Genomic DNA, 22,881 nt, shown 5'->3' with positions numbered 1-22,881 from the left:
TCAAATAGTTTTTATTTTCCGAGCATTTGCCAGTATCTGTACGGAATGTCAATTCCTCCATCTTTTAACAGGCGGCGATTTATAATATTTAATTTTGTAGTGCACAGATGGATCATCCTTTTGAAAATTGCACCTATGAAAAATAAGAAACTTAATGATATCGCATATTCTGTATTAGACCTGGCTACTGTTGTTGAAGGCAAAACCCCGGCTGATACTTTTAAAAGAAGCCTTGACTTGGCCCGTCATGCTGAAGAGTGGGGGTTTACAAGATACTGGCTTGCAGAGCACCACAATATGGCCAGTGTTGCCAGTTCAGCAACCTCAGTAGTAATTGGTTATATTGCCGGTGGCACAAAGTCTATTCGTGTTGGTTCGGGTGGCATTATGCTACCAAACCATTCGCCGCTGGTAATTGCAGAACAATTCGGGACACTCGCTTCTATGTATCCCGACAGGATTGACCTTGGTTTGGGTCGTGCTCCCGGAACAGATCAGCTTACAGCGATGGCTATTCGTGGCGATCGTTTCAATGCTGCGCATGATTTCCCCCAGGATATTCTTAAACTTCAAACTTACTTTTCGGCAGAAAATGCCAATGCAAAAGTAAGGGCAATCCCCGGAGAAGGTCTCGATATTCCAATCTGGATTCTTGGTTCCAGTACAGACAGTGCACGTTTGGCCGCGGCAATGGGTCTTCCTTATGCTTTTGCAAGTCATTTTGCTCCTGCCCAGTTTTTGACAGCCATAAATTTATACCGTCAGAATTTCAAGCCTTCGGTGCATTTACAACAGCCCTATGTGATATCCTGCGTAAATGTTGTTGCTGCAGATACCGATGCTGAAGCCAATAAGCTCGCAACGTCCTTATATCAATTATTTCTGGGTATCGTGAGTGGCAAACGTAAGCTCCTTCAGGAACCCATTGATAGCATGGACGACATCTGGAATGCCTATGAAGCGGAGCAAGCCGGGCAAATGCTGGCATGTACCTTTGTGGGAAGTAAGGAAACCCTGCAAAAAGACCTTCAATCATTTTTGGATCAGACGCAGGTAGACGAGATTATGGTGAGTTCGCATATCTTTGACCATCAGGCGAAGCTGAGGTCTTACGAGATCTTTTCTCAGGTCTTAACGGCCAAGGTATAAATCATTCAGTACCAGTTGCCAGTCTGAATACCTGATCGTGTTGTTGTTTATTTTTTGAATCAGCTGAAGGTATCGCTGATCAAAATAATAGGCCAGTGCCAGCGTTTTCAGTCCGGCAACGGGCTTAAATAATGTGCCGGCAACATAATCAGCCTCGCCGTTTTTGGCACGTTCGAGATCGAACTTAACCGTTGATTTTACAAATTCCTCATGTGTTTTTTCGCCGCTTAGGTATGGCACCAGCCATTCCATGGAGTTTTTGATAGAACTGCCACCTGGCGTGGTATAGGTATAAAAATCCAGTTTGCGCTGCTCTTTGATTAAAATAGCCAGCCTGAGCAGGGGCTCCAGGTCGTAAGTATGATAATGCAAGGCATCTCGTTTCAAAAAGTCTATACTAGTGCCGTCGGGATTAAGGTTTCTTGTCAATTGTGCCTTTAATGCTTCGATACTGAAATCCTGTAGAGCAGGGTCGTCTATGGCGAAAGCCACTTCGGCAATTACCTTAAGTCGGTGAGAATTCCAGTTGTTGTAGGTAGTTTCCTTTCTTGGGAATTTTTGAAGTACATAGATTTCCGCGTCTGCTACTTGTTTTAACCAGGCATCAACCTTATTTTTGGATGTAGGATTTAATTGTTCCTTAATCAATACATAACCTGCTATGGCAGCATCCAAATGGGTGTCGTCTATCGGATCGCCTTTTGAACGATTGATCTGTGCCCATGCCTCCAGATAAAGAATTGCCCGGTTAAGATATTTCTTGTCTCCTTTAACCCTGTAGGTAAGTGCAAGATCATATATTTTCTGCAGATCGGGGAGCGCCTTGCCTGTTTTTATTTTAATGGGATCTCCTTTTAAGCGGCCTTCAGTACTGATTGTATCTATGGGATTTGGAGGTGTTACTAAAGCTTGGTTGGCATTCTTCAGGATGCTGGTAAACAAAAGCTGTACCTCAGCATTGCTTTTAATCATGATTTTCAGGTTCCGCAATTGTTTTGCAGTTAAGCCAGTCTGTGCATAGGTACTAAAAGCTCCCGAAAGGCATAATATTACTAGGATAATTAATCTTTTTATCATTTTACTTTTGACTAACGAGACCTTCTACGAGGCCTTTCCACTGGGGATAAGATAAGCCAATTTTTGCAATAAATCCAACTAAGTTATTGCGGATATTGTCTGTAAAGTGTGTGGTGTCAGTATTGGGAACCTCATTGCGGCCATGCTCTTCAGCAAAAACCTCATTGCCGATTCTTTTTATCTGAAAAGTAGAGGTAGCAGCAGCCTTGAAGAAATGAGCCGGCTCCTGATCTGGATGTTTTGGATTTGGACAGGGCCTTGCGCGCAGACTGATCTGTTTGGTAGTATTGATCTGCTCTTCCTGTATATATTCAATATGTACCCAGTCATAGCCATCACCTTTCGTCGTTCCCGGACCGGGGATGTCAATTTTGATGAGGTCTCCGGTTGTTGCAGAACGATCGGCAGGATTTCCACAATGATCACATAGGATGAACGTGGAAGAAGGCAGTTGGCTGATTTCTCCCCAGGAATTAATGTCCAGCAGGCGCTGTTTAGCGGTGGTGTAAAATGCTTTGGCAGCATCGATGTTTTCAAATGAAGCTCGCGCTATAGCGTTCATTTCACTCCCTATTTGTTGTTTCGGTATCGGCTTTTCCATGTTATTTTTTTATTTTAAAACATTCTTCAATGCTTTATGTTATAAAAAAAATAACAAAGATGAAATCCGTCCTGTAAGACTTTTCGTATCTATATACGAAGTCTAGTTGAACAAATGGACTTTTTTATTGCAACAGTTACATCTGTAACGCTTTACTTTAACAAAAAAAAGTAGGTGTTTAAATATAGGTGCGCGCTTAACCCGGGTGTCTAACAAGCCTGAAGCGCAAGATGGGCACTTTTTGTAAGTATGCCCTGTTTCGTTTAACGATAATGTTGAGGTCATTTTAGGTGGTGGTTTTAACTACAAGGTACTGCAATCCCGTTTAATTTCAAATTCAAATTTCCATTTTTTTTTATTTTTACCAATCGGGCTTATTTCGTGCTGAAATTGCAATAAAGCCTATATTTGTGTTATGACAATTGAGGAGATAGAAGGATACTTTACCGGAGTTGAATTGCCGGAATCTGCGACCATAGATACAGGTGTAGTCATTGAAGATATTCCCTTGTTTTTGAGATCACATTTCAGCTTTATCAGGGAAAATCCAGGTAAAAAATCTACCGAGGTTTATTTTGATCGCCTGCAGAGGCTGATCGCGATCATGGATGCTAAAACCAATAACGAAAGTTAATATGTTTTTCTTTCTGTCGAAAACCCTCCAATATTTAACCATGCCGCTGGTATGGATTACGATCCTGATGATCTGCTCTCTTTTCTTGAAAAAAGCAGCTTTTAAAAAGAAGACACTTCTTGCAGCAATAATCTTGCTTATGCTTTTTGGTAGCGATTTCCTTGCTAAAGAAGCGATGAGACTTTGGGAGACGCCAAAGGTATCCATGAAGAGTCTCCCGCACCACAACACGGCCATCGTACTTGGAGGAATTATTTCGCCGCCAAAGAAAGCAGATGAGCAGGCCAATTTTAACAGGGCTGCCAACAGATTGCTGATTGCAGTGCAGTTGTTTAAGATGGGTAAGATCGACACAATCCTGGTAGCTGGAGGAGGTTCGGATATCAAAAAAGAAGATTTGGCAGAGTCTGAGCAGTTGAAACGTTATCTGATTTACTGTGGTGTGCCTGACTCGAGTATCCTGATTGAAAAACGTTCTAAAAACACAATGGAGAATGCCCGCTTTTCAAGGTTGCTTATTGATCAGCAGTCTATGAAAGGTCCTTTTCTGATAATTACGTCTGCTTTTCATATGAAAAGAGCACTCGGCTGCTTTAATCGTGTAGGGCTTAAGGTCGATCCATTTCCTGTAGATTATTACCCTGGCGAACGTAGTTTTAGTTTCGCCCAGCTTTTCATACCATCAGAAGATGGACTCACCAAATCTACTTTGCTGATCCACGAAATTGTAGGTTATCTGGTTTACAGGCTTATGGGCTACGCGTAAGCTATTAAATAGGTTAATAAATAAAAAAAATAATATTTTTTAAAAACCGCACCCAATTTATCCTCGTATATGTATCCGAGAGCGTTTAAGTGGGTGGGGAATGTCGAATGACATTTTCCGCCTTTTTTTATGCCTTATTCTTCAATATAGCATCTGGAGTACGTTATAACTTGTTTAAAGGTGAGATTGGCTTTGGCCGGAATCTTCTGATAGGCCCAAGAGCTCTGTTTTTGTAACCGTGAACACCTGTATTGACAAATATAACGGCGGCGAGCAGAAACGCTGCCCATGCAACGGTAGGATGACTTTCAAGGTTGTTGATGCCAATGGCAACAATTCCCCAGACGCCAACCGTAGCATATTCGCGCATATTTCTCTTCCAGATCATCGTAATAAATATTGTTGTAGCAACAATTAATATAAGAATGGCCAAGAGCTCAGGGTTGAAAGGTGTGCCGGTCCAGCCCAAAGCGGTCAGGTAACAGGCTATGTTTGCGATAGTGGCGACATTAATCCATCCAAAATATAAACTGATCGGCCACCATAAAAGTGCAATTGTCCAAAATTGAGCATCCCAGCGCTCCATATTGTGAATCTGTACGATCCTGAGCAGGGAGATGAAGAGTATGATCATAATCAGTACGGTAAGTCCGATCTGGTCGTATGAAAATGCAAATACCCATGCGGCATTGCATAAATTAGCGAGGATGAACCAAATTCCTGTTTGCGCCGCAACATCAGAATTGCCCTTTTTTGAAAACAAACCAGATGCCTGATAGATTGCAAAAATAACTAAGCCCAGGTAAACAAGCCCCCAGATAGAAAAGGCATAACCTGCAGGTGTAAGTAGGTTGGCATATTTGTCAGACATCGTTTTCATATCTGCCGTACCATTGGCGCCTGAATTTACATAATAACCGGCCCAAACGGCCAGTAAAACGGTCAACAGATTTAATATTTGGAGGACTTTTGTTCCTGTGCTACTTTTGCTGATATCCATTGGTTAATTTTTGTAATTCTTCATCCAGTTCTTCTACAGATTTCAAAAGCATATCCAGGATATGGCTGTTCTCTGTTTCTAGTGTGGATAGTATATTTGCTAAACCCATAATATTGGCTAAAGGTTTTCTGATCAGGTGCGATTGCCTGAAAGCCTGGCGCTCGCGGTAATAATACATCAACATCTCTACTTGCTTTTTCTCGCGTTCAAAACTACTTACATCATAGCCCAGGCAACTGATGCCGCGCGGATCGTCCGTATTATATTGAAATTCCCAATGGGTGTAAATATAGTTCCCTTTTCCGTCATGTTTGCGGATTGTGGTGAGGAACGATTTGCCGGGTTCGGTCAAACACTGTCTGCCTAAATTTAAACAGGTCTCGGCATCGTCGGGATGCATGCTGACAGCAAAAGGCCGGCCTATAATGTCTGCTTTGTCGTAGCCGAAAGAACTTGCGTAGTGTGCGTTAACCTCGAGATAATGTCCGTTTGTGCCCATCAGGACGTAATAAAATAATCGGGTGTTTTCGTTTAAGCAATACGTCATCAGAGCGGTTTTGGAGTAAATGCTTGTTCCAGAAAAACATAAAACGATAGAAATAGGGTGATGTGTTTCCGAAGGTACTTATAAAGGTTTAACATTCTTTAACATTTTTTAACAAAACGGATAAACCCAACGGACTAGATTTGAGTATAACTCAAAACCCATTCCCATGAAACAATATTTACGCATTAACAATCTTGTCGGTTTTTTTGTATTTGTAATCGCAGTAGTCAGCTATTGGCGAACTATGGAGCCTACAGTAAGTTTTTGGGACTGTGGTGAATTCATCTCAGCGGCATATAAGCTTGAGGTAGGGCATCAACCTGGTGCCCCCTTATTTCTGATGATTGGAAAGTTGTTCTCGCTTATGGCTTTAGGGAATACGGCAGGGGTGGCTTATTGGGTTAACTTCAGCGCTGTTCTGGCCAGTGCCGCAACAGTCATGTTCTTGTTCTGGACAATCACGGCACTCGCCCTTCGTATCTATGTGCATCAGCTTAACGGAAAAACCATAGCTGGAATCATTGCCGCCGGAGTTGTTGGGGCACTCGCATTTGCCTATTCCGATACCTTCTGGTTTTCGGCTGTAGAGTCTGAGGTATATGCGCTTTCTTCATTATTTACGGCAGTTACATTCTGGGCAATCCTAAAGTGGGAACGTGAGCTGGATAACAGATGGCTGGTATTCATAGCATACCTTATCGGTTTGTCTATCGGAGTCCACCTGCTCAGTCTCCTTGCTATTCCTGCTGTAGTGCTTGTTTATTACTTTAAAACTACAGCTAACACAACATTATCTGGGACGATTAAGGCTTTGTTTATTGGCAGTGCACTTGTTGGGTTGGTGCAATTTGTTATCATCCAATATGTGGTTCTTTTTGCAGCTAAAGCGGACCTCTTCTTTACCAATACCATGCACTTTAGTATGGGTATTGGCGCTTTTCTGTTTTTAGGAATTCTTGTAGCCGCTATTGCTTATGGAATTCATTATGCCATTAAAAGAAATATGTTCCGTTTAAATTTGGCACTCACCTGTCTGACCTGTGTGCTTTTTGGGTTCAGTTCTTATTTTTTGATTCTAATCCGTGCCAATGCCAAGCCGACGATTAACCTGTCGAATCCTGATAACGCATTTGGCTTGTACAATTACCTCGGCAGAACAAATTATGAGGGCGCACCGTTGCTTTATGGAAATACCTTTGATGCAAAACAGATTTCCATTAAAGAAACGGGAACTAATTATAAAAAGGACAACGATAAGTATGTAGAAACAGGAAAGAATTACAGTTCTGTTTATGATAAAAATATGCTGTTCCCAAGATTGTACAGCACTAAGCCTGCGCATGTCTCTTTTTATAAGCAGTGGCTAAACCTGGGCGAAACAGCGGGGCCATCATTTCTGCAGAACCTGGAATTTTTCACTTCTTATCAAATGGGTTTCATGTACTGGCGTTATTTCTTGTGGAATTTTGCAGGTCGACAAGATGATGTGCAGGGAACTGGTGATCAGAAAAATGGAAATTGGATTACCGGCATCCGTCCTTTAGACCAATTGAGATTGGGAAAACAGTCGGCGCTCCCCCTAAGCATTGCTGCCAATGAGGGGAACCATACTTTTTACGGCCTGCCGCTGATTTTAGGTATTGCCGGTCTGCTTTTTCTATACAGGAAGCAGAGAAAGGAGTTTCTGGTGATCTCGGTGCTGTTTTTCTGTACCGGACTTGCAATTATCATTGTATTAAATCAGGATCCTTTACAAGTTAGGGAAAGGGATTACGCCTATCCCGGTTCTTTTTATGCTTTTGCCATCTGCATTGGCTTCGGTGTATTGGCACTGAAAGAACTGCTTTCAAGGTATACGAATGCTACAGCTGGATTAGTGGCAGCAAGTGTGTTTGCTTTATTTGCCGGTCCTGTATTAATGGGGAGTAAGGGCTGGGCAGATCACGACAGGTCTGCTAAAACTACCGCGCTAACCTGGGCTAAAAATTACCTCAACTCCTGTGCAAAAGATGCGATATTATTTACAAATGCAGATAACGATACTTACCCGTTATGGTATGCACAGGAAGTTGAAGGGATCAGGACGGATGTTCGGGTAATCTGCCTGCAATTTCTTGCCGATGCAGATTTTATCAACCAGATGAAAAAACAATCTTACCTGTCTGCACCCCTGCCAATCACCATGCACCAGAATACCTATAAAACAGGTACCCGGGATTACATGCCTTATGTGGATTATGGTTTAACAGACAGTGTGGAGCTGAGCGATATTCTCGCTGTACTTACCTCTGATAATAAAGCCGATCAGGTGGAGATGAATGACGGTTCATTTTCTAACTTCCTGCCTGCCCATAAATTTAAAATGACCATAGATAAGGACCTTATCCTGAAAACGGGAACGCTGAAAGCTACTGAGAAAGGACAGATCGCTGATGTTATGGAGTGGGAGTTTGGTAAAACCTATGCCGGAAAGTCTGATCTTACGATGTTCGATATTCTGGTGCATAACAACTGGAAAAGACCTGTTTATTTTGCTACGTCGGTTTCTCAGGATACCTATCTTGGGCTAGACAAATATCTGTATCTTGAAGGTTATGCCTACCGCTTGCTGCCCTTAAAACCTGTAGAAGGAGAGAAGACCGAGCATACCCATTCTTCGGTGATGTATAATAATATGGTGTCGAAAATGGATTTCAGTGATTTTAAAAAGACTGCCTATCTGGATCCTGAAAGCAGAAGGGTGCTGGAAAGTACCTGGAACCTCACCAATACGCTGGCTGCTAACCTGCATGCTTCGGGGAATAGCCAGGCAGCAGCCAATCTCCTCATAAAAAGCGTAAAGGAACTACCGCTCCGTAATTATGGTATCAGTGATACGTTAAACAGGATTTATACGGTAGAAAACCTTTATCAGAATAAACAACACGCTGCGGCAAAGGCATTGGCAGCCGATACAGCACGGTTTATTGACCAGGAGCTAAATTACATCGTTTCCCTGGATCCGATTCGTAAGTCTAAATACCTGAATGAAGTTCGGATCGGAATGTATGTGTTAAATGGCCTGGATCAGATTACCGCTGCTTATAAGGATGACGCCCTGAATGCAAGCATTAAGTCCAGGTTCAATAACTATAAGGCATTATTGTAATCGGCGCGTAAGTTTCTGGGAATTGCGAAAACAATATGTTGTCAAACGCTATTACTAAGGTATAATTTATATCATGGACAGATTAGTTATAGAAACAACACTTTCAGATCTCGACGGAATCAGTATGTCGGAAGATCAATTATTTTCGGAATCGGGATCAGCGTTGCTGCTTAGTTTCAAAGCGAGCAATAGCAGTCAGATCGTTGCTGCCTTTGATGCATTGAAGAAAACAATCGGACAACACGAAGTATCCTTCGTTATTTGTAAGACAATGGTTGCCGGAATGTTTGACCTTGAGATTGCCAGTGACGCATTGGACGAGCCGATCAGGCTGAGCAATAAAGTAATCAAGGATGAGCTACTTGCCAAGCTGGAGGAAGATCTGGAAGCGAACAAGGCGGTATGTCTCGCAATCAATGTTTCAGATCAACTGCATTGGATAGATCTGAACCAGGTATCTATTAGAGAATGTGTATAAACGAAATATAGAACATATAAAAAAAGCCCCTTCAGGGGCTTTTTGTTTTTCTTTATAGTCTAGAAAGAAAAGTCATCGTGACCTTTCGTACCTGATACTTCGTGATTATCTGAGTATTCGTAACGCTTCTCGATCACTTCCTGATGATTTTTAATATAGTCTACAGTTTCATTAAGGCCTTCAGCGAATTTTTCAAAATCCTCTTTGTAGAGGAATATTTTATGCTTTACAAAGACGCCGTCTTCGAGTCTTTTTTTGCTTTCTGTTAATGTAAGATAGAAATCACCTGAACGCGTAGCTTTAACATCGAAGAAGTATGTTCTTTTACCCGCTCTTACTTTTTTTGAAAAAACCTCTTCTCTCTCTTTGTTGTCAAATTCTCCCATAATTGGTTCTGGTCATGTTTTGGTAGCGGTAAATATAATGTAATAATTAGCAAAGTTCAAAATAGATATGACAGAATATTTCAGGATGGAAAACGTGCTGTAAAGTGTGTTTATGACTTAGTTGGTCTCTTCTTCCAGCAACTGGTGTTGATACATCTCATGGTAAGCCCCCTCGAGTGCCAGTAAACTCTGGTGAGTGCCTTGTTCTATGATTTCGCCTCCATCCATCACAATGATTTTGTCTGCATTCTTAATTGTCGAAATGCGGTGTGCAATCAGGATGCTGGTTTTGCCTTGCATAACACGTCCAAGGTTGTTTAGGATTTCCTCTTCTGTTCTGGTATCAACTGCAGAAAGACAATCGTCAAAGATCAGGATCTTAGGTTCTTTGACTAGTGCGCGGGCGATCGAAACGCGCTGTTTTTGGCCACCTGACAAGGTGATCCCGCGCTCACCAAGTGTGGTTTCAAACTGGTGCTCAAAATTCAGAATGTTATTCAGTACTGCCGCATTTTCTGCTGCACGCTCTACCTCATCCCCAGTAATCCGATCAAGGCCAAAGGCAATATTGTTTTTGATAGAGTCGGAGAACAAAAATACTTCCTGTGGTACAAAGCCAATCTGATCCCGGTATTGATGCAGGTTTACCTTGCGTAAGGTATGCCCGTCAATACTGATTTCGCCGGCATCGGTATCATACATCCGCATAATCATGTTGGCCAGTGTAGATTTTCCAGATCCGGTACGCCCAATCACGGCAACAAACTGGCCCTGCTCAATTTCGAAGGAGATATTCTTCAATGCCTGGATTCCGGTGTCAGGATAAGTAAAGTCTACATTTTTAAATGAGATATTGCCCTTTAAATCTGATACGTTAATATCGCCAGAGGCAATATCTGGTTTCAATTCGAGGAATTCGTTAATACGCTTTTGCGATGCCGAAGCCCTTTGGATCAATGTGGTTACCCAACCCAGCATAGTTACCGGGAAGGTAAGCTGGTTTACATACACGATGAATTCTGCAATATTCCCTGCGGAGATTGACCCTGCAATAACCTGTCGCCCGCCAACATACACCGTAAGTATCGTGCTCAATCCTACCATCAACAGCATTGTAGGGTAAAAGAACGCCTGTACTTTAACTAAACTCATGGAGTTCTTTTTATAGCCTTCACTTTCTGCGGCAAAAATAGCACTGGTATGTTCTTCACGCACGTAAGACTTAATCACGCGAATTCCTGAGAAGCGTTCCTGGACAAAAGAAGAAAGCCTAGACAGCTGTTCCTGGATCTGCTCACTCTTTTTATTGATCAGCGTGTTGACAAAATAAATGGTAACTACCAATACGGGCAGGGGAAGTAAACAGAAAGTTGCCAGGGTCGCATTTACGCTGTACATCGATGAAATGATCAGCAAAAATAAAACAGCAGTATTAATGGCGTACATAATGGCCGGGCCAACGTACATCCTCACCCGGTTTACATCCTCCGTTGCCCGGTTCATCAGGTCGCCGGTATTGTTACGCCTGTAGAAACCAAGACTCAACCGTTGGTAATGTGCATAGATCTCGTTCTTCATGTCGAATTCAATGTGTCTTGACATCAGGATAATCGTTTGGCGCATAAAAAAAAGAAACAATCCCCGGATCAGGTAAAGAAATAAAACCAGAAAACCGAAATATAATAGGCTATAACTGAAGATGTCATAGATGATTGCCTGATCGTCAAATCCAGAAAATAACCCGTAGATCTGAATGTTTTCAGTAATCAGATTAAACGCGTGGCCGATAACCTGAGCAGGGATTACGCCGAATATATTAGAGATTACGACAAAGAAAATGCCTGGAATGATCCACCATTTATATTTATAGAAATACTTATTTAAAAAACGAAGGTGTTTCATGAACGTGTAAAGTTATGTAAATCGACCTGTTTTTTTAAAAGTCTTTAGTTAAAACTACGTAAAATAATGGTTTTTTTATACTAGTTTTGCGGCATATCTGATAATCATAATCATATGTCTGGTCACAGTTCTGTTATAACCTCCGTTTTAGATCAATTAGGTGCATTGGGACATAAGAAGGTTGTATTCTGTAACGACCCTGACACAGGTTTAAAAGCCATTATTGCTATTCATGACACTACATTAGGGCCAGCACTGGGTGGCACCCGTATGTATAATTATCAGAGTGAAGCCGAGGCCTTGGACGATGTATTGCGCTTGTCGAGGGGCATGACTTACAAGGCATCGATCACCGGACTTAACCTTGGGGGAGGGACTGCTGTAATTATCGGTGATTCCAGAAAAGGTAAATCTGAGGCTATGATGCGTAGCTACGGCCGGTACATCAAAAACCTGAACGGCGAATTTATCACTGCTGAAGATGTAGGTACAACCACAAAAGACATGGAGTATATCCGTATGGAAACTACACATGTTACCGGTGTTCCAGAATCTATTGGCGGTGCAGGTGATCCGTCACCATATTCGGCAAAAGGGGTATACCTGGGTATCAAAGCTTGCGTTAAAGAGGTGTTCGGTACAGATATGCTTGCAGGACGTTCTGTTGTTGTGCAGGGTATCGGCCATGTTGGCGAGCACCTGGTAGGCTTGTTGAGGAGCGAAAATGTAGAGGTCTTCATTAGCGATATCAACGAAGAACGATTACAGTATGTAGCCAGAAAGTATAAAGCCAAGCCCATTGAAGCCGATAAAATATTTGGTATCGATGCAGATATTTATGCACCATGCGCGCTTGGAGCCACTGTAAATGACCGTACGATCCCGAAGATGAAGTTTGCGATTATTGCAGGTTCGGCTAATAACCAGCTTGCCGATGAGCAGGTGCATGGTAAAATCCTGCTGGAGAAAAATATCCTATTTGCACCGGATTACCTGATCAATGCCGGTGGGCTGATCAACTGCTACTCCGAACTGACCGGTTACGGGAGGAAAAGAACAATGCAGCTTACAGAAAACATCTATGAGGCCACGCGCAACGTAATTCAGATGTCTAAAAAAGAAAATATACCAACAATTCTTGCAGCCAACAGAATTGCTGAACAAAGAATCGTTAATATCAAGAAAATAAAATCATCATTTTAAACCCGGTAAATTTACCATCGTTCTTACATAAATGTTAAATAGAAGACACTTACGAATTAAAGCTTTGCAAAATATATATGCATGGCAAATGACAGACAAGAGAGACCTTGCTTCCTCTAAGAAGAACCTCATGAACAGCATCGACAATGTGTACGAAATGTACATCAGGATGCTCGCACTCTTGTCGGAGATTACGGAATATACAGCTATTGATGCCATTGAGCGTGCCAATAAGCATTTTCCAACTCCAGAAGATCTCAATCCCAACCAGAAACTGTTGCATAACAAGTTTATTGTATTGTTGCAGAAAAACCCGGAATTTCAGGCTGCGGTAAACAAATACCAGGTAAACTGGAATGCGGAGCCTGATTTCCTGAAAACTGTTTACAACAAACTTAAAGCTACTCCTGAGTATGCTGCTTACCTGGCAGATCCGAATGATAGCCTTGAAGAATCGAAAGAAATCATCAAGTTTATCTTCAGAAAGATCATCCTGAAAAGCCAGAATATCATTCAAACCTTCGAAGATAAATTCATCAACTGGAGTGTAGATAAGGAAGTGATGCAGGGCATGGTGGCCAAAACATTGAAAAACTTTGTTAACGAAGATCCTTTCAAGAATAAGCTGACACCAATTAGTGCAGACTGGGATGAGGATAGCAAATTTGTACAGGATCTGTTTCTTTATACGCTCAAACATAATAATGAGTATCAGGAAATGATTGCTGAGCGTACCAAGAACTGGGAATCTGAACGTATTGCCCTGATGGATACTATCCTGATGAAAATGGCGATCTGTGAATTGATGAATTTCCCATCAATCCCTGTTAAGGTGACCATTAATGAATACCTGGATCTGTCTAAGGACTACAGTACGCCAAAGAGTAATTCGTTTATAAATGGTATATTGGACAAAATTTTAGGCGACCTGAAAAGAACCAATAGCATCACCAAAATCGGTCGTGGATTAATTGAAGAGTAAAAATTATTAATAATTATACTGATGAAACAAATTTTCGTATTGGCAATTGTTGCATTAACATTTGCTTCATGCCAGCAAACTACAGTTAAAATAGATCCGCCGATTGTAGATAGCACCACATCTAACGGTGCAACAATGGCACCTGCGTCGCCGGATGCTCCGATCCTTACATTTGAAAAAACTACTTACGACTTTGGTAAGATTAAACAAGGAGAGAAAGTACATTACGACTTCATTTTCAAAAACACTGGTAAAACACCATTGATCATCAGCAACGCTACAGCAAGCTGTGGATGTACTGTTCCTGAGCCGCCAAAGGATCCGATTCAACCGGGGGCTGAAAGTGTAATCAAAGTGATTTTTGATAGTACTGGTAAATCAGGTATACAGGATAAAGTGATTACCGTAACTTCTAATGGAAATCCTTCCATCAACGAAGTGCATTTAACAGGAGAAGTACTTGCTCCAGCACAATAACCAAATAAAAATATAAATACAGAATATGACAGCAACAGTAATATTGCAAGCCGCAGGTGGTAGTAGTATGTTAAGCACACTAATACCAATGGTTTTGATTATGGTAGTCTTCTACTTTTTCATGATCAGACCTCAGGTTAAAAAGGCCAAAGACCATAAAAAATTGGTTGAAGACCTAAAAAAAGGTGATAAAATCGTAACAACTGCCGGTATACACGGCCGGATTGTAGACTTGAATGAGACAACCTTCCTGATTGAAGTAGAAGGTGGTACCAAGATCAGATTTGATAAATCTGCTATCTCTTTGGATGCAACAAAAGCAAGCTTGCCAAAAGCTTAATACGAGATATTTCGAGCAGAGCCGCTTCCATATTTGGAGCGGCTTTTTTGTTTTAGTAGATTTGAGTACTTTACAGCCATGCCCTTTATAAAACTCACCAACATAGAAAGAAAACGCTTCCTGGTATTTATTGCCTGTTTGTTGCTTGCTATTGCTGGCTGGCTTTTTCAGGCGCTCAATAATAAGTACGTTTACACGGCTAAAACAGTGCTCGTTTATAAGAACTTCCCTCAAAAGAAAGCTTTTCATCCCCTTCAGTCTGATACTGTGGATCTGCAGGTTGAAGGTACAGGCTGGCAATTGCTGTTTGCCCGGTTGAGGGTTAACCCACAGTCGATCACAATTAGTCTTGATAAGTTGAATAACCGCGACTATATCCTGTTCTCAGAACAGCTCTATAGCGTGAACAAACAGCTGGAGACTTCGCAAAAGATTATTTCTGTGCGCCCGGATACACTCTACTTTGATTTTTCCAAACGCACGGTTAAAAGGGTACCCGTTAAATTAGTGAGCAATTTTGGCTTTGCACCTCAGTACGGAGTCTCCGATGATATCGAAATTACCCCTAATTATGTTACTGTGTCTGGGCCACAGCAAGATATTGAACAGATTAACGACTGGAAAACAGATACGCTTAGTCTGCAACACATCCAGAATACCACGATAACCCGGGTTGCTATGACACAGAACAAACTCAAAAACGTGAATATCTTTCCTTCCAGTGTGGAGATTAAGGTTCCAGTTGATGAATTTACTGAAAAGACGGTGGAAGTACCGCTAAAGGTGATCAATAATAGCGACTATTACACCATTAAGCTTTATCCTAAAAAAGTTAAAGTCACTTTTTTAGTTGCGCTGTCAAGTTATCAGCAGGTTAACGAAGATTTCATTGAGGCATCAGTTGATATTAATGAATGGAAACAATTGAAACATTCCAGACTGTCAGTGAAATTAACGCGTTTTCCTGATTATTGTAAACTGGTGAAGATTGTTCCTGGGAAAGTTGACTTTATCATTGAGAAATAATGTTGAAAATAGGAATTACAGGTGGAATAGGAAGTGGTAAAACCACGGTGTGCCGAGTTTTCGAAACATTAGGAATCCCGGTATTCTATGCAGATACCTCTGCAAAGGAAATTATGGTGAAGGATGAGATCCTGGTAAAAGGGATGAAGGAAACTTTCGGAGCCGAAAGCTATACCGAGGCTGGGGAATTGAATCGGCCCTATATTTCAGGGCTGGTTTTTAACGATCAGCGACAACTTGACCAGCTAAATGCCTTGGTGCATCCCGCAGTATTCAGGGCGTTCGATAACTGGCTAAGTACTGTACCCTCTAACGCTCCGTATATCCTCAAAGAGGCTGCCCTTTTATTTGAAAGTGGCTCGTACCGGATGTGCGATCGGAGTATCTTGGTTACAGCGCCGCTTAAACTCAAACTTGAGCGTGTTACCGGTAGAGATCATACTACCGAAGCCCAGGTATTGGCCAGAATGGACAAGCAACTAAGTGACGAACAAAAAATGCCTATGGCCGATGATCATATTACAAATGATGGATCGGAATCTCTGATTTTACAGGTGCTGGCCTTACACCAGAAATACTTAGACAAAAAATTTTAATGATTCTTGATGATTTTATAGTACCCGGGCCAGCTGGCTTATATTGTGTATATGGGGATTTTTACCTCGACCCAAAAATACCTGTTAAACATGCCGTGATCTCTCATGCACATGGCGACCACGCCATCAGTGGCAATCAGGACGTTTATTGTACCAAACCTACTTCGCTGTTTATGTTGCACAGATATAAGAAGTTTGCGGCTTCAGAATTTCATATCAAGGAATACGGTGAATCGTTTAACCTTAAGTCTGTGAAGATCAGTTTTATATCTGCAGGCCATATGGCGGGATCGGCACAGGTGGTTATGGAATATCTGGGGGTAAGGTATATTTATTCTGGTGATTATAAATTGCAAACTGACCCTACATCAGAGCCGATCCAGTTTATGGAGGCTGATGTTTTCATTACGGAGACAACATTTGCCGATCCGGATACCAGACACCCGGATGCTGAAACTGAAATTACCAACCTCAGCAAAATTACTTCGAACATCATGCTCGGAGCCTATGCCCTTGGTAAAAGTCAGCGTATTGTTCGGTTGATCAGTGACCACTGTCCAGAAAAAAGGATATTGGTGCACCACAGTATCATGCCTTTCATGAAAATATATGAACAACTTGGCATCAGCCTTGGAAAATATGAAGTGTACGACAGGAAGGTCATGAAGAACAATCACAGTGGAATGGTTTATATCGTGCCACCAATGGTTTACCGGAGTTATATCAAGGCGATTAATGTAGTTCGGGTGTTTGCGTCAGGCTGGAAGCATCTAAATAACAATCGTGAGTTAAGTCTCTGCATTTCTGATCACGTTGATTGGAATGATATTATTACTGCCATTGAGCAGGTGAAACCAAAGGAAGTTTGGACAAATCATGGTAGTGGAACTGAGCTGAAGGCGCACTTCAATGAAAAATTGGTCGTTAAATTGCTTAATTAATGGAAGAGGGGGTTGACTTCTATTTTAACGAGGATGGTTTTATGGTTTTCACCAGGAACTACCACCTCAAAAGGGGATACTGCTGTAAAAATAAATGCAGGCACTGCCCCTGGGGATTCGGTAAAATTAAGGACAAGCCAAGCGATGACAACAAAAACAAATAACGCCCAAAATGCAATTGCAGAAAGAGATCAGTACATCAGGATTTGAAAATGAACGTCAGCAAGCAATCGTCAATATTGTATTTACGTTCCACTGGTGTAATGATAAGATAAAACAAGCGATAGCACCTTATGAGGTTACGCCGCAACAATTTAATATACTCCGTATCTTAAGGGGACAATATCCTAAGCCTTGTACCATTAATCTGCTTAAATCCAGAATGCTGGATAAGATGTGTGACGCATCGAGGATCGTTGACCGCCTGATGCAGAAAGATCTGGTGCGTAAGGCAATCAACTCACAGGATAAACGTTCTGTCGACATCCTGATCAGCGATAAAGGTTTGTCTTTATTGAAGACAATGGATCAGGAAGTTGACATCACAGCTATAATATCTCCAAACCTAACGATTGAGGAATCAGAACAGTTAAATTTGTTGCTTGATAAACTGCGCGGTTAATGCCCCGCGCTGAAGTATCCAATTAAGGCCACAGTGATTCCCAGTAGTACGGCCACCAATTTTCGTTTTGTAACCTTATGTTCCACGCTGGATTCAAAAAGAATGGTTGTTGAGATATGCAGGAAGATCCCGATTACAATGCCCATCATTTTGTTGAAATACTGCTCAATACCACCAATTGATCCGGTGCTGATGCCATTACTCACAAAAAATCCGAGGGGCGCCATTAGGGCAAATACTGCAATAGTAAGGATCAGGCCTGTAGGTTTAAAATGATTCTGCATCAGAATACTGGCCAGCGCAAAAGCCGCCGGGATATGGTGTAATGCAATACCGAAAATCAATTCATTATGGTGGTCTTTAGCCAGGGGCATACCTTCCAGAAAGGCGTGCAGGCACAAGCTGATCATAATGCCGTAAGGAAACACCTGCCCTTCAGCATGGTGGTGGATATGGCCGTGTTCCACGCCTTCAGAAAACTGTTCCATAAAAATCTGCAACAAGAATCCGATCAGGATATAGATACCAATCTCTCTGCCATCAGGCCCGCTGTAGGCATCAGGAATCAGGTGGAGTACTGTAATTGCAAAAAGATAGGCGCCACTAAAAGAAAGAATCAGCTTTAGTAATTTAGATTTGTCGCTTTTAACCAAAAAGATTGCGAGGCCTCCAAATAGTGCACAAAAGAATAAAACTAGAATTTTCCAGGCTTCCATCAGATAAAGACTTCTGTTTTTTTATAAATTAAATAAGTAAAGCAACCTATAGTTGTACCCAGTATAGCCCCTGCCATAGTGTCTACGGGGTAATGAACGCCAACATATACCTGCGCAAAAGAAATCATAAAAGCCCAAAGAATTCCTAAAGGAAGAATGGGTTTCCAGCGTTTATAAAACACCAGAATCAGAAAAACAGCAATTGCAAAATGGTTCGTAGCGTGTATAGAAGGGAAGCTGTATCCACTGCCGCAGGGAACCCTGTGGATGATCAGGTCCCGAAGGGTATAGTCATTGCATGGACGCACACGCATGACAAAAGGTTTGATTATTTTTGAGGAAAACATATCGCCGATCCCGAAGGTAAGCAATAGCATGCCGATCAGCAGCCATCCTTTTTTTTTGTATTCACGGAAACAGAAAATGATAATAAAGAGGTATAGCGGCGACCAGAAAAAGGGGTTGCGCAATAATGGCATCAGCCAGTCCAGAAATCCCGATGATAGCCCCCTGTGGATCTTTAAAAACAGATCGATATCAAATTGCTGAATCGTGGCGATCATATTTTTTTACATACTAAAATCAATCGGTCAGAACTTGCCTCATCATAGCTGTCGAGCTTATAGTTGCCAAAAGTTGCCGTAATCTCTAAACCGGCTTTAGTTAACATCCGCTCAAAATCAGCAAAAGTAAAGGCTTGTACGCGCTCTTCAAAAGCATATGCCTTGTGCTTATGTTCAAAATTGATCCGTTTGATGATTTTACCTTCCGAAACAAACTTATGGATATGAAACTCTATACCCTCCATGGTCTTAATTTCCTGAGGATTCAGGTTTTTCAAAATCTTCTGGGTATTAAAATAATCAATCACAAGCGAGCCATCTGCCTTTAACCCTTTTCGGAAAGATTTTAATGCATTGACATGGTCTTTCTCGGTCTCAAAATATCCGAAACTGGTGAAAAGATTCAGCGCAATGTCAAAATAATTAATGAAGGCCAGTTTGCGCATATCATGCACAAAAAAGTGCAGGTGTTTCTGCTCAAATTGCTTGGCATACCGGATACTTTGCTCGGATAAATCTATCCCGGTAACGTCATATCCCTTCTTATTAAGGTATACCGAATGCCGTCCTCTGCCGCAGGCGATGTCAAGAATTCTTGAATCAGGACCGGGCTTTAAATACGCTGAGAGGTTATCAATCAGGAATTCAGCCTCTTCATCATTACGTTGACTGTATAGAATATGATAGTAGGGAGAGTTGAACCAGTACTGAAACCATTTGCGCTGCATAAAGACGGTAATTTATCGACGTAGAAAAAAAACAAATATAGTATTTTGAAATGCAACAATATGGATAATTGAAAGGCTTTGTCTTTAATTCAGGATGCTTCCTAATTTTTTGTTATTTTTGCTTCTTATAATTCTACACAAATTGACATTAATAAAATCTATATCAGGAATACGCGGAACGATAGGTGGGACGGCAGGAAACGGGCTTACACCTGTTGATATTGTCAAATTTACAGCGGCCTACGGTACGTGGGTAGTCAAACATACCGGCATTAAAAAAATTGTACTTGGGCGTGATGCCAGGATCTCTGGCGCTATGGTGAATAACCTGGTAATTGGCACACTTCAGGGTCTGGGTATTGATGTTATAGACCTCGGTCTTTCTACTACACCTACAGTGGAAATCGCTGTTCCTATGGAGCAAGCCGGGGGAGGTATTATCCTGACGGCGAGTCACAATCCAAAACAGTGGAATGCATTGAAATTACTAAACCAACATGGTGAATTTATTAGTGATAGCGATGGCAAGGAAGTGCTTGAGATTGCTGAAGCTGCGGCCTTTGATTTTGCCGGTGTAAATGATCTGGGTAAAGTAACGACTGATGATACTTACCTGCAAAAACATATTGATGCTATCCTGGCTCTGCCTTTGGTGGATCGCGAAGCGATAAAAAATGCGAACTTCAAAATTGCAATAGACTGTGTAAATTCTACAGGTGGTATTTTTGTGCCAGCCCTGCTAAAAGCACTCGGTGTTGAAAAGGTTTATGAGCTTTATTGTACGCCTGATGGTGAGTTTCCACACAATCCGGAACCGCTACCTGAAAACCTGAAAGATATCGCCAAAGAGGTGCAGGATAAAAATGCCGATCTTGGTATTGTAGTAGATCCTGATGTAGACAGATTGTGCTTTGTATCTGAAGATGGAACCATGTTTGGTGAAGAATACACGCTGGTTGCTGTGGCAGATTACATTTTGAAAAACACACCAGGAAATACAGTATCCAATCTTTCCTCTACACGCGCCCTGAGGGATGTGACCGAAAAGCTTGGTGGACAGTATAATGCTGCTGCTGTAGGTGAGGTGAACGTCGTGAATCAGATGAAGGCAACAAATGCTATTATCGGCGGAGAGGGTAATGGCGGGATTATTTATCCGGAGTTACATTACGGAAGGGATGCCCTGGTTGGTATTGCCTTGTTCCTGACTCATCTGGCTAAATTCGGTAAATCTGTATCCCTGCTGAGAGCCAGTTATCCGGGTTATCACATTTCTAAAAATAAAATTACCCTGACTGAAGAAATGGACATTGACGCCCTTTTAGCAAAAGTTCAGGAAAAATATAAAGCAGAGCAGATCTCGACGATTGATGGTTTAAAGATTGATTTTGAGAACGAATGGGTACATTTAAGAAGATCGAACACTGAGCCGATCATCAGGATCTATAGCGAAGCACAGAACGAAACTGTTGCCGAAAACCTAGCCGCTAAAATCATCTCAGATATTAAAGAAATACTAAAACTGAATTAAGTATAATGAACAGGATTTATTTAGACAATGCCGCTACAACACCGCTAGACAAAGAGGTGATCGCCGAAATGGTTAAAGTAATGGAAACCGCATATGGTAACCCTTCTTCGATACATGCACAGGGCCGTGAGGTTCGTACATTGATAGAAAAGGCAAGAAAGACTGTTGCGGGTCTGCTAAATGCTGTTCCTGCCGAGATATTTTTTACTTCTGGTGGTACAGAAGCTGATAATACAGCCATTCGCTGTGGTATTGCTGCCTTTGGGATTAAGCATGCAATTACTTCCAAAATCGAACACCATGCTGTAGAGCATACGTTGACCAACCTGCTTAAACAAGGAGTGATCGATAAACTGAGCTTTGTGAATATTGACGCTAAGGGAAATGTTGACTATGCGCATCTGGAGGAATTGTTGCAAAATAATGAACGTTCTTTTGTGTCACTAATGCACGCCAATAATGAATTAGGCACATTGACAGATATGGAGCGGGTGGGCGACCTTTGTGAAACCTATAATGCCATCTACCACTGTGATACTGTGCAGACTATGGGCCATTACATACATGATGTGAAAAAGTTAAAGGCTCACTTCATTGTTTGTGCAGCACATAAACTACACGGACCTAAAGGCGTAGGTTTTTTATATGTAAACCACGGTATTAAAATCAGCCCCATGATTTATGGGGGCGCACAAGAACGCAACATGCGTGGAGGTACCGAAAACGTATATGGAATAGTAGGCTTAGCCAAAGCGTTGGAGATGGCTTATGCTGAAATGGAGCAACATCAGGCCTATGTGCAGGATCTGAAAACATATATGATCAGTCAGCTGCAGGCAGAGGTGCCAGGTATCACCTTTAATGGTGAGGTAGCGCCTGAAAATAGTCTGTACACAGTATTAAATGTTTCGTTCCCTGAAATGGATATGGCCGATATGTTGTTGTTCAATCTGGATATTCAGGGTATTTCAGCATCTGGCGGAAGCGCTTGCTCGTCGGGTTCAAATATTGGTTCTCACGTGCTTACGGGTATCCAGGCGGATCCTAACCGTCCGTCTGTTCGTTTCTCTTTCAGTAAGTACAATACCAAGGAAGAGCTAGACATCGTGGTAGGCAAACTGAAGCAACTTGTTGCCCAGAATGTAACTGCGTAATTAATTTGCAGAAACAATCTTTAGGTAAGGCTGTTTATAGTAGACATTTATTGTTTACCTAAAAACAAAGCTTATGATACCTGAAGAAAATAATAACGAACTGGAGAAAGACGGAACAAGAAAAACCGTATATAAAGAAACCGAAGAACGAATCAACGAAAAGAAATCTGATGAAGGAGAAACTTCTTCGGTAGCGGATTTAGGACGAACAGACCTGATCTCAAGACCAGAAAGGGCGAACAAGCCTTTAGGCTCGAGTCATGAACCCGGCACAGCCCCAGGAAGCAACTTTTAATAAAAATAATGTATTTTTA

26 protein-coding genes are annotated in these 22,881 nt (G+C 41.7%); 17 read left to right on the top strand and 9 right to left on the bottom strand.

Annotation, left to right across the window (positions count from 1 at the left end):
- Positions 1 to 135: 135 nt before the first annotated feature.
- A complete protein-coding gene (locus CLV32_RS05140) occupies positions 136 to 1,149 on the top strand; it encodes an LLM class flavin-dependent oxidoreductase (protein WP_133553051.1) in 1,014 nt (337 codons plus the stop codon).
- Here CLV32_RS05140 and CLV32_RS05135 read toward each other — a convergent pair.
- Both CLV32_RS05135 and CLV32_RS05130 read right to left on the bottom strand, forming a co-directional pair.
- Positions 1,132 to 2,226 (bottom strand): alginate lyase family protein, encoded by a 1,095-nt coding sequence (locus tag CLV32_RS05135; protein ID WP_133553049.1) that lies wholly within the window; start codon positions 2,224 to 2,226, stop codon positions 1,132 to 1,134. The genes CLV32_RS05140 and CLV32_RS05135 overlap by 18 nt on opposite strands.
- Position 2,227: 1 nt before the next feature.
- A complete protein-coding gene (locus CLV32_RS05130; RefSeq protein WP_133553047.1) occupies positions 2,228 to 2,827 on the bottom strand; it encodes a hypothetical protein in 600 nt (199 codons plus the stop codon).
- 415 nt (positions 2,828 to 3,242) lie between these two features.
- On the opposite strand from CLV32_RS05130, the gene CLV32_RS05125 reads away from it, so the two are divergent.
- Both CLV32_RS05125 and CLV32_RS05120 read left to right on the top strand, forming a co-directional pair.
- Positions 3,243 to 3,461 (top strand): DUF6965 family protein, encoded by a 219-nt coding sequence (locus CLV32_RS05125; protein ID WP_133553045.1) that lies wholly within the window; start codon positions 3,243 to 3,245, stop codon positions 3,459 to 3,461.
- Between the two features lies 1 nt (position 3,462).
- Entirely contained in the window at positions 3,463 to 4,227 is a 765-nt protein-coding gene (locus CLV32_RS05120) for a YdcF family protein (protein WP_166641883.1), read from the top strand.
- 163 nt (positions 4,228 to 4,390) lie between these two features.
- Here CLV32_RS05120 and CLV32_RS05115 read toward each other — a convergent pair whose 3' ends face one another.
- On the bottom strand, positions 4,391 to 5,227 hold the full coding sequence (locus tag CLV32_RS05115) for a tryptophan-rich sensory protein (protein ID WP_133553041.1): 837 nt from the start codon (positions 5,225 to 5,227) through the stop codon (positions 4,391 to 4,393).
- The gene (locus tag CLV32_RS05110; RefSeq protein WP_133553039.1) at positions 5,208 to 5,774 is read right to left on the bottom strand and encodes a PAS domain S-box protein; all 567 of its coding nucleotides are present in this window, start codon (positions 5,772 to 5,774) and stop codon (positions 5,208 to 5,210) included. The genes CLV32_RS05115 and CLV32_RS05110 overlap by 20 nt, the downstream gene beginning before the upstream one ends.
- A gap of 166 nt (positions 5,775 to 5,940) precedes the next feature.
- On the opposite strand from CLV32_RS05110, the gene CLV32_RS05105 reads away from it, so the two are divergent.
- Together CLV32_RS05105 and CLV32_RS05100 are read left to right on the top strand one after the other, a co-directional pair.
- Positions 5,941 to 8,922: a glycosyltransferase family 117 protein gene (locus tag CLV32_RS05105; protein ID WP_133553037.1), complete on the top strand. Its 2,982-nt coding sequence runs from the start codon at positions 5,941 to 5,943 to the stop codon at positions 8,920 to 8,922.
- A 73-nt stretch (positions 8,923 to 8,995) separates the two neighbouring features.
- Positions 8,996 to 9,400 carry a hypothetical protein gene (locus CLV32_RS05100; protein WP_133553035.1) on the top strand — a complete coding sequence of 135 codons (405 nt, stop codon included), beginning with the start codon at positions 8,996 to 8,998 and terminating at the stop codon, positions 9,398 to 9,400.
- 59 nt (positions 9,401 to 9,459) lie between these two features.
- Here CLV32_RS05100 and CLV32_RS05095 read toward each other — a convergent pair whose 3' ends face one another.
- Positions 9,460 to 9,786 carry a DUF3276 family protein gene (locus CLV32_RS05095; protein WP_133553032.1) on the bottom strand — a complete coding sequence of 109 codons (327 nt, stop codon included), beginning with the start codon at positions 9,784 to 9,786 and terminating at the stop codon, positions 9,460 to 9,462.
- A gap of 117 nt (positions 9,787 to 9,903) precedes the next feature.
- Complete coding sequence (locus CLV32_RS05090; protein WP_133553031.1) at positions 9,904 to 11,688, bottom strand: ABC transporter ATP-binding protein; 1,785 nt, start codon at positions 11,686 to 11,688, stop codon at positions 9,904 to 9,906.
- Between the two features lie 114 nt (positions 11,689 to 11,802).
- On the opposite strand from CLV32_RS05090, the gene CLV32_RS05085 reads away from it, so the two are divergent.
- From CLV32_RS05085 to CLV32_RS05050, 9 genes are all read left to right on the top strand, one after another.
- Positions 11,803 to 12,891, top strand: a complete 1,089-nt coding sequence (locus CLV32_RS05085) for a Glu/Leu/Phe/Val family dehydrogenase (RefSeq protein ID WP_133553029.1) — start codon at positions 11,803 to 11,805, stop codon at positions 12,889 to 12,891.
- Between the two features lie 88 nt (positions 12,892 to 12,979).
- Positions 12,980 to 13,873, top strand: coding sequence for a transcription antitermination factor NusB (gene nusB / locus CLV32_RS05080; RefSeq protein WP_243732238.1), 894 nt, complete (start codon positions 12,980 to 12,982; stop codon positions 13,871 to 13,873).
- A 21-nt stretch (positions 13,874 to 13,894) separates the two neighbouring features.
- A complete protein-coding gene (locus CLV32_RS05075) occupies positions 13,895 to 14,350 on the top strand; it encodes a DUF1573 domain-containing protein (protein WP_133553025.1) in 456 nt (151 codons plus the stop codon).
- Positions 14,351 to 14,375: 25 nt separating this feature from the next.
- A complete protein-coding gene (gene yajC / locus CLV32_RS05070; protein WP_133553023.1) occupies positions 14,376 to 14,690 on the top strand; it encodes a preprotein translocase subunit YajC in 315 nt (104 codons plus the stop codon).
- Between the two features lie 78 nt (positions 14,691 to 14,768).
- Complete coding sequence (locus CLV32_RS05065) at positions 14,769 to 15,716, top strand: CdaR family protein (protein ID WP_133553021.1); 948 nt, start codon at positions 14,769 to 14,771, stop codon at positions 15,714 to 15,716.
- The gene (gene coaE / locus CLV32_RS05060) at positions 15,716 to 16,312 is read left to right on the top strand and encodes a dephospho-CoA kinase (RefSeq protein WP_208110950.1); all 597 of its coding nucleotides are present in this window, start codon (positions 15,716 to 15,718) and stop codon (positions 16,310 to 16,312) included. The genes CLV32_RS05065 and coaE overlap by 1 nt, the downstream gene beginning before the upstream one ends.
- Positions 16,312 to 17,253, top strand: a complete 942-nt coding sequence (locus CLV32_RS05055; RefSeq protein WP_133553017.1) for an MBL fold metallo-hydrolase — start codon at positions 16,312 to 16,314, stop codon at positions 17,251 to 17,253. The genes coaE and CLV32_RS05055 overlap by 1 nt, the downstream gene beginning before the upstream one ends.
- Entirely contained in the window at positions 17,253 to 17,417 is a 165-nt protein-coding gene (locus tag CLV32_RS23045; RefSeq protein ID WP_166641882.1) for a DUF5522 domain-containing protein, read from the top strand. Before CLV32_RS05055 ends, CLV32_RS23045 begins: the two co-directional genes overlap by 1 nt.
- 8 nt (positions 17,418 to 17,425) lie before the next feature.
- Positions 17,426 to 17,875 (top strand): MarR family winged helix-turn-helix transcriptional regulator, encoded by a 450-nt coding sequence (locus CLV32_RS05050; RefSeq protein WP_133553016.1) that lies wholly within the window; start codon positions 17,426 to 17,428, stop codon positions 17,873 to 17,875.
- Here the strand turns inward: CLV32_RS05050 and CLV32_RS05045 are convergent.
- The 3 genes from CLV32_RS05045 to CLV32_RS05035 are packed head-to-tail and all read right to left on the bottom strand — an operon-like array spanning position 17,872 to position 19,882.
- Positions 17,872 to 18,591 (bottom strand): ZIP family metal transporter, encoded by a 720-nt coding sequence (locus CLV32_RS05045; RefSeq protein ID WP_133553014.1) that lies wholly within the window; start codon positions 18,589 to 18,591, stop codon positions 17,872 to 17,874. The genes CLV32_RS05050 and CLV32_RS05045 overlap by 4 nt on opposite strands.
- Positions 18,591 to 19,154, bottom strand: a complete 564-nt coding sequence (locus CLV32_RS05040) for a phosphatase PAP2 family protein (protein ID WP_133553012.1) — start codon at positions 19,152 to 19,154, stop codon at positions 18,591 to 18,593. Before CLV32_RS05040 ends, CLV32_RS05045 begins: the two co-directional genes overlap by 1 nt.
- Entirely contained in the window at positions 19,151 to 19,882 is a 732-nt protein-coding gene (locus CLV32_RS05035) for a class I SAM-dependent methyltransferase (RefSeq protein WP_133553010.1), read from the bottom strand. Before CLV32_RS05035 ends, CLV32_RS05040 begins: the two co-directional genes overlap by 4 nt.
- Positions 19,883 to 20,024: 142 nt before the next feature.
- Between CLV32_RS05035 and glmM the strand changes: the two genes are divergently transcribed.
- From glmM to CLV32_RS05020, 3 genes are all read left to right on the top strand, one after another.
- Positions 20,025 to 21,413, top strand: a complete 1,389-nt coding sequence (glmM, locus tag CLV32_RS05030) for a phosphoglucosamine mutase (RefSeq protein WP_133553008.1) — start codon at positions 20,025 to 20,027, stop codon at positions 21,411 to 21,413.
- A gap of 5 nt (positions 21,414 to 21,418) precedes the next feature.
- Positions 21,419 to 22,567, top strand: coding sequence for a cysteine desulfurase family protein (locus CLV32_RS05025; RefSeq protein ID WP_133553006.1), 1,149 nt, complete (start codon positions 21,419 to 21,421; stop codon positions 22,565 to 22,567).
- Between the two features lie 73 nt (positions 22,568 to 22,640).
- On the top strand, positions 22,641 to 22,862 hold the full coding sequence (locus CLV32_RS05020; RefSeq protein WP_133553004.1) for a hypothetical protein: 222 nt from the start codon (positions 22,641 to 22,643) through the stop codon (positions 22,860 to 22,862).
- The last annotated feature ends 19 nt before the right edge of the window (positions 22,863 to 22,881 follow it).

Source organism: Pedobacter duraquae, assembly GCF_004362245.1.
Classification (GTDB): Bacteria; Bacteroidota; Bacteroidia; order Sphingobacteriales; family Sphingobacteriaceae; genus Pedobacter; species Pedobacter duraquae.
The sequence above is the reverse complement of the archived record's forward strand: the minus strand, read 5'-3'. Positions and strand labels throughout refer to the sequence as shown.

Coding starts and splice junctions, on each gene's coding strand:
- CLV32_RS05140 (WP_133553051.1), top strand. CDS start 136: ATGAAAAATAAGAAACTTAATGATATCGCATATTCTGTATTAGACCTG.
- CLV32_RS05135 (WP_133553049.1), bottom strand. CDS start 2,226: ATGATAAAAAGATTAATTATCCTAGTAATATTATGCCTTTCGGGAGCT.
- CLV32_RS05130 (WP_133553047.1), bottom strand. CDS start 2,827: ATGGAAAAGCCGATACCGAAACAACAAATAGGGAGTGAAATGAACGCT.
- CLV32_RS05125 (WP_133553045.1), top strand. CDS start 3,243: ATGACAATTGAGGAGATAGAAGGATACTTTACCGGAGTTGAATTGCCG.
- CLV32_RS05120 (WP_166641883.1), top strand. CDS start 3,463: ATGTTTTTCTTTCTGTCGAAAACCCTCCAATATTTAACCATGCCGCTG.
- CLV32_RS05115 (WP_133553041.1), bottom strand. CDS start 5,227: ATGGATATCAGCAAAAGTAGCACAGGAACAAAAGTCCTCCAAATATTA.
- CLV32_RS05110 (WP_133553039.1), bottom strand. CDS start 5,774: ATGACGTATTGCTTAAACGAAAACACCCGATTATTTTATTACGTCCTG.
- CLV32_RS05105 (WP_133553037.1), top strand. CDS start 5,941: ATGAAACAATATTTACGCATTAACAATCTTGTCGGTTTTTTTGTATTT.
- CLV32_RS05100 (WP_133553035.1), top strand. CDS start 8,996: ATGGACAGATTAGTTATAGAAACAACACTTTCAGATCTCGACGGAATC.
- CLV32_RS05095 (WP_133553032.1), bottom strand. CDS start 9,786: ATGGGAGAATTTGACAACAAAGAGAGAGAAGAGGTTTTTTCAAAAAAA.
- CLV32_RS05090 (WP_133553031.1), bottom strand. CDS start 11,688: ATGAAACACCTTCGTTTTTTAAATAAGTATTTCTATAAATATAAATGG.
- CLV32_RS05085 (WP_133553029.1), top strand. CDS start 11,803: ATGTCTGGTCACAGTTCTGTTATAACCTCCGTTTTAGATCAATTAGGT.
- nusB (WP_243732238.1), top strand. CDS start 12,980: ATGACAGACAAGAGAGACCTTGCTTCCTCTAAGAAGAACCTCATGAAC.
- CLV32_RS05075 (WP_133553025.1), top strand. CDS start 13,895: ATGAAACAAATTTTCGTATTGGCAATTGTTGCATTAACATTTGCTTCA.
- yajC (WP_133553023.1), top strand. CDS start 14,376: ATGACAGCAACAGTAATATTGCAAGCCGCAGGTGGTAGTAGTATGTTA.
- CLV32_RS05065 (WP_133553021.1), top strand. CDS start 14,769: ATGCCCTTTATAAAACTCACCAACATAGAAAGAAAACGCTTCCTGGTA.
- coaE (WP_208110950.1), top strand. CDS start 15,716: ATGTTGAAAATAGGAATTACAGGTGGAATAGGAAGTGGTAAAACCACG.
- CLV32_RS05055 (WP_133553017.1), top strand. CDS start 16,312: ATGATTCTTGATGATTTTATAGTACCCGGGCCAGCTGGCTTATATTGT.
- CLV32_RS23045 (WP_166641882.1), top strand. CDS start 17,253: ATGGAAGAGGGGGTTGACTTCTATTTTAACGAGGATGGTTTTATGGTT.
- CLV32_RS05050 (WP_133553016.1), top strand. CDS start 17,426: ATGCAATTGCAGAAAGAGATCAGTACATCAGGATTTGAAAATGAACGT.
- CLV32_RS05045 (WP_133553014.1), bottom strand. CDS start 18,591: ATGGAAGCCTGGAAAATTCTAGTTTTATTCTTTTGTGCACTATTTGGA.
- CLV32_RS05040 (WP_133553012.1), bottom strand. CDS start 19,154: ATGATCGCCACGATTCAGCAATTTGATATCGATCTGTTTTTAAAGATC.
- CLV32_RS05035 (WP_133553010.1), bottom strand. CDS start 19,882: ATGCAGCGCAAATGGTTTCAGTACTGGTTCAACTCTCCCTACTATCAT.
- CLV32_RS05025 (WP_133553006.1), top strand. CDS start 21,419: ATGAACAGGATTTATTTAGACAATGCCGCTACAACACCGCTAGACAAA.
- CLV32_RS05020 (WP_133553004.1), top strand. CDS start 22,641: ATGATACCTGAAGAAAATAATAACGAACTGGAGAAAGACGGAACAAGA.